Consider the following 1,606-nt stretch of genomic DNA (forward strand, 5'->3'; position numbering starts at 1 on the left):
GATCAAAAGTTGGCCGAAGTCACCTTTCTTTTTCTTAAAGAATAAACAAATTGATGGGTTAGTTGAAAGAATCCTGCCTTGAGAATGTTTCGGGGCTTAAACCGCATTCGCGTAGTGTCCTGGCATTATTATAAGCTAATTGTTTATAAAAAGCGGGATCCTGTTTTATAATTGCAGGTTGATTGATCAATAAGGTTATCGTAAATATTTTTGAAAACTTGTTCCCGGATTTATCAGCAGCCTGATTTAAATATTTTAAATAACCAGGAATGGCAGCGTAATCGTTGTTAAGTATTGCTTTTTTAATTTTGAGGCTATAAAATGCCAGTTTCATGGACGATGTAAATGAGTTTTCTTTTGTTTTAAACAATTCAGAAATAGTATCATGAATAGCTTTTAGTTCTTTTACTTTGCCCAGTAAAAAGTGCGTATCGGCAGTCAGAATATTTAAAAAAAAGGTATAACTGGTAGCTTCTTCCAGATCATTAACATATAGTTTTTCAAGTACATTCAGGTACCGCAGCATTTTTCTTGGTTTTTGACATATTAAAAGCGAGAAGCCCGCCAGTAAGTAGATAAGATCATTTGTAGGGCTATAATTTAAATTTCCGTTTTGCCTGGGGGGATTAAAGTAGAAACGGGTGATATTAATAAAGAAATCCTTTTTAATTATGCCATACTTAAAAAAGTAATGTATTGTGGTAAGGCATTCTAAAGGACTGATCGTGAACTGCTGGTAATCTTCGGGCAAAAAGTTGTTGAGTTTTATTAAATACCCTTCTAATGAGGGCATATCTAACTGAAGGATGGCAGTAATTGCCAACCCAGTATAGGTTAGGATCTTTTTATGATTAGATAGCTCAAATTTCAGTAAGGTTTGCAGTGTTTTTTTGTAATCCGTATTTATAAATTCCAACCCCAAAAAGTAATAAAATAATCCGTCACTGCAATCCTGTTTAAAATAATTGACTGTTGTGCCCGCATTATTTGGGAGCGAATAAGTTTTATTAAGCAAGTCTCCCAAAAAAATGATCAGTTCTGATTTCTCTTTAGCGTTAAGATCGGTTTTGGATAAAAGTGAAATATTTTCCAGCTGCCCGTTTTTAACGGCATGCATAACACACCATTTAATAATAGCAACCTTGAGTTCATTGTTAAAGAATAATTGGTTAATAGCTTTAATTAAATGGGCATCAAATACCTTGTTATTATCTTGCAGCAATTTATTAGCTATGGCCAATTCTAAAAAATTACTGTTCCCAAATTGCACATAGGTGTTAAATTGCGAATCGCTGCTTGTATTTGTTTCCTTTAAAAAACCTATGCTTAGTAACTCCCTGTATGCCTGGCTGTATTGATTAAATAAACTGTTTACTTTTAATTTATCCACATCATATTCCCGCTTTTTAAAGTCCATGTTTTCTATAAGGCCTTTCAGCAGCAATGTTTTTTCGTTAGCATGATGCCCCAGGTAAATTTTATTAAGTATAAAGTTTGAAATAAGATCATAGATACTGGTATGATCAATATTGTTAAGTGAGAAGTTGTCTTTATATTGTTTATAATAAAATTGAAAATAAAGTGGATGGTTAAAGCTGCCTGCAAC

1 protein-coding gene is annotated in these 1,606 nt (G+C 33.0%); it reads right to left on the reverse strand.

From position 1 onward, the window contains the following. Nucleotides 1-58: 58 nt before the first annotated feature. Nucleotides 59-1,606: hypothetical protein (locus tag AC1DRQ_RS31385; RefSeq protein WP_477430040.1), on the reverse strand; the 1,548-nt coding region annotated here is incomplete at its 5' end.

Source organism: Mucilaginibacter sp. P4_E8 (genome assembly GCF_056401495.1).